The organism is Stenotrophomonas sp. HMWF023 (assembly GCF_003060985.1).
In the GTDB taxonomy this organism is placed as follows: Bacteria; Pseudomonadota; Gammaproteobacteria; order Xanthomonadales; family Xanthomonadaceae; genus Stenotrophomonas; species Stenotrophomonas lactitubi.
Genome location: NZ_QAIJ01000186.1, coordinates 1 through 3,489, shown reverse-complemented (window position 1 = coordinate 3,489; position 3,489 = coordinate 1). Strand labels below are relative to the sequence as shown.

4 protein-coding genes are annotated in these 3,489 nt (G+C 66.9%); all 4 read left to right on the top strand.

What is annotated here, in order from left to right; translation table 11 throughout:
* Window positions 1-22: 22 nt before the first annotated feature.
* Complete coding sequence (locus DBR20_RS09985; protein ID WP_108266065.1) at window positions 23-562, top strand: GNAT family N-acetyltransferase; 540 nt, start codon at window positions 23-25, stop codon at window positions 560-562.
* A complete protein-coding gene (locus DBR20_RS09980) occupies window positions 559-891 on the top strand; it encodes a non-heme iron oxygenase ferredoxin subunit (RefSeq protein ID WP_108266064.1) in 333 nt (110 codons plus the stop codon). The genes DBR20_RS09985 and DBR20_RS09980 overlap by 4 nt, the downstream gene beginning before the upstream one ends.
* A gap of 161 nt (window positions 892-1,052) precedes the next feature.
* Window positions 1,053-1,460: a hypothetical protein gene (locus DBR20_RS09975; RefSeq protein WP_108266063.1), complete on the top strand. Its 408-nt coding sequence runs from the start codon at window positions 1,053-1,055 to the stop codon at window positions 1,458-1,460.
* Between the two features lie 154 nt (window positions 1,461-1,614).
* Window positions 1,615-3,489 (top strand): TonB-dependent receptor (locus DBR20_RS09970; RefSeq protein WP_108266062.1); only part of this gene is annotated, 1,875 nt, incomplete at its 3' end.

Below are 3,489 nucleotides of genomic sequence, written 5' to 3'. Positions count from 1 at the left end.
CCACCCCACCTAAAATGCCCCCATGAGCACCCTGACCTTCCGCGCCGCCACGTCGGCCGACATCCCCGCCCTGATCACCCTGGTCACCTCGGCCTACCGTGGCGACGCCAGCCGCGTCGGCTGGACCACCGAAGCCGACCTGCTGGACGGCGCCCGCATCGACGCCGAAGGCATCCAGGGCGACCTGGACCGCCCGCGCTCGACCATCCTGCTGGCCGAACGCGACGGCCAACTGGTGGCCTGTGCCCACATCGCCGACGTCGACGGCAAGGGCTACTTCGGCATGTTCTCGGTCGATCCGGCCCAGCAGGGCGGCGGCGTTGGCAAGCAGCTGATGGATGCCGCCGAAGCCCATGCCGCGCGCGAATGGGCGGTGCCGGTGATGCAGATGACGGTGATCGACGTGCGCGACGAACTGATCGCCTTCTACGAGCGCCGCGGCTACCAGCGCACCGGCATCAAGAAACCGTTCCCGTATGGCGACGAACGCTTCGGCATCCCCAAGCGCGACGACCTGCGCTTCGAGATCCTGGAAAAGCCGCTGGCCGGAGCCACCGCGTGAGCGAGGCCTGGACCTTTGTCTGCGCCGGCACCGAACTGCTGCCGGGCGAAATGAAGAGCGTGTTCGACGAAGTCACCGGTACGCCGATCGTGGTGTTCAACCTCGACGGCGAACTGTACGCGCTGGAAGACCAGTGCACGCACGAGGAGTTCGAGCTGTCCTCGGGTGAGTTCAACACCGCCGAAGGCAGCGTCGAATGCGTGCTGCATGGCGCGCGCTTCGATGTGCGTGATGGCCGCGCCCTGTGTGCGCCTGCCTATACGGCGGTGCCGAAATTTCCGGTGAAGCGCGAGCACGACGCGGTGTGGACGCGCGACGACCGCGATTGAAGCCAAGGGCATCCACCCATGGGGTGGATCTACAGGAACAGCCTGAAGGGCCTGCCAGGGCCTTTCGGGGCCGCCCGGTTGGCCTGCCGCATCGCGTACATGCGAATCATTATCGTTGATGTTATCCTACGTAACATCTTCGTAGTGCCCCTGCCTGCGCCATGGCTTCGTCCGCGCCCACCGCCACGCTGTGCCAGCTTGCCCGTCAGGGGTGGCCGCTGCTCGTGGCCGCGCTGCTGACGCTGCTGCTGGGCTGGTCGGCGTTGCAAGAAGGACGCGGCGGCAGCCACGCCGCCAACGCCGGCTGGCAGGTGCATCTGCACGATATCGAGCAGGTCGCTCCGCTGCCGGCCCCTTCCGGCGACGAATGCCCACACCACGCGGCTCCCGCTCCGGAACCTCCGGTGGATGGTGAAGGCGGCACGACCTGCGCCGGCACTGCCCCGCCGCGTGCTGCGCTGGTGGCTCACATCCCGTTGTGGCATTCCGATGCCCTGCGCTGGCAGCTGCACGACCCCTCGCTGCGCCTGAATCCCGGCCACGCACCTCCGGCACCGCACGCCATCTGAGCCGCCCTGCGGCCGTTGCCGCGCGCCTGATTGCGTTTCCGGCCAGCCGAGCATGGCTCGGCTCTACAGAACCCACCTCCTGCCTGCCGCCGCGCGCCCAGCCGTGCTGGCCGGCCCTCGCTCATTCCCTATCCAAGCCGCCGCCAACCTACCCATGACCCACATCAAGACCCGCAAGTACGCACCCCGCGTTTCGGTACTGGCCACCGCCACGCTTGCCGCCGGCTTCGCGCCGCTGGCCGCACAGGCGGCCGACGATGCCGGCGCCAGCAAGGCCACCGAACTGGACAAGGTCCAGGTGCGCGGCAGCTGGTTCAACCCGTCCTCGCCGAAGTTCACCGCTGCGCTGCTGGACACCCCGAAGTCGGTCTCTATCGTCTCGGAAAAGCTGATCGCCGAAACCGGTGCGACCAACCTGCAGGATGCGCTGCGCATGGTTCCGGGCATCACCTTCGGTGCCGGCGAAGGCGGCAACCCGACCGGTGACCGCCCCTTCATCCGCGGCTTCGACTCGCAGAGCAACATGTTCGTCGATGGCCTGCGCGACGTCGGTTCGCAGACCCGCGAAGTGTTCGACCTGGAGCAGGTGGAAGTGGTCAAGGGCCCGAGCTCGGCCTACGGCGGTCGTGACTCCGGTGGTGGCAGCCTCAACCTGGTCAGCAAGACCCCGAAGCTGAAGAACGAGACCACTGCCAGCATGGGCATCGGTACCGACAGCTACGCACGCGGCACCGTGGATGCCAACTACGTGCTGGGCGATGGCATCGCCGCGCGCCTGAACCTGATGAAGCACGAGTCGGACATCGCCGGTCGTGACGCGGCCAACGTCAGCCGCTGGGGCATCGCGCCGTCGATCGCGTTCGGCCTGAACGGCCCGGCGCAGCTGATCGCCAGCCACTACCACATGCAGAGCGACGACCTGCCCGACGCGGGCGGCTTCCCGTACGGCAACCCGAACGGCGCACCGGTGTCGAAGTGGGTCGACGGCCGCCCGATGGTGCCCGACCGCAACAACTACTACGGCCTGGTGGATCGCGATTTCCAGCGCACCCGCGCCGACATCAGCACCCTGGACGGCAGCTACGACTTCGGCGGCCACAAGCTGCGCAACATCGCGCGCCTGGGCAACACCAGCAACGATTACCTGTGGACCCAGCCGGACGACAGCCAGGGCAACCCGAACAACTACGGCACCTTGTGGCGCCGTACCAACAGCCGCGCCGTCGACGTCAAGAGCTTTGCCGACCAGCTGAGCCTGACCGGTGCGTTCCAGACCGGTGCGCTGAAGCACAGCTACAGCGCCGGCCTGGAATACAGCGATGAAAAGATGACCCGTGGCAGCTACCTGATGACCCCGGGCACCAACAACCCGCTGACCAACAGCAGCAAGTGCCCGACCACCGGCGCTGCCACCGGCTACAACTGCACCAGCTTCGACAACCCGAACCCGAACGATCCGTGGGCGGCCACCCATGCGGTGTACCGCAGCGACAAGGCGCTGGACGTCGAGCAGCGCACCAAGACCACGTCCGCCTACCTGTTCGACACCATCGAACTGAACGCGCAATGGATGATCAACGTCGGCCTGCGTTACGACGACTTCTCCACCACCCTGACCACCCCGGTGGCCGGCAAGGCGCCGACCCGCGTGCGCAACGACAATGACTTCCTGAACTACCAGGCCGGCATCGTCTTCAAGCCGACCGCCAACGGCAGCATCTACCTGTCCTACGGCACCTCCTCCACCCCGCCGGGCATGGACGGTGGCGATGGTTCCGATGGCCTCAGCGCCACCGTGGCCGACCTCAAGCCGCAGGACACCAAGAACCTCGAACTGGGCACCAAGTGGGACCTGTTCGACAACCGCCTGAACCTGACCGCGGCGATCTTCCACACCGTGATGGACAACGCGCGCGTGACCGTGGACAACGGCACCAGCCAGAACGCCGGCAAGAAGGAAATCAATGGCTTCGAGCTGGGCTTCACCGGCCAGCTGACCGATGCCTGGAGCCTGTACGGCGGCTACACC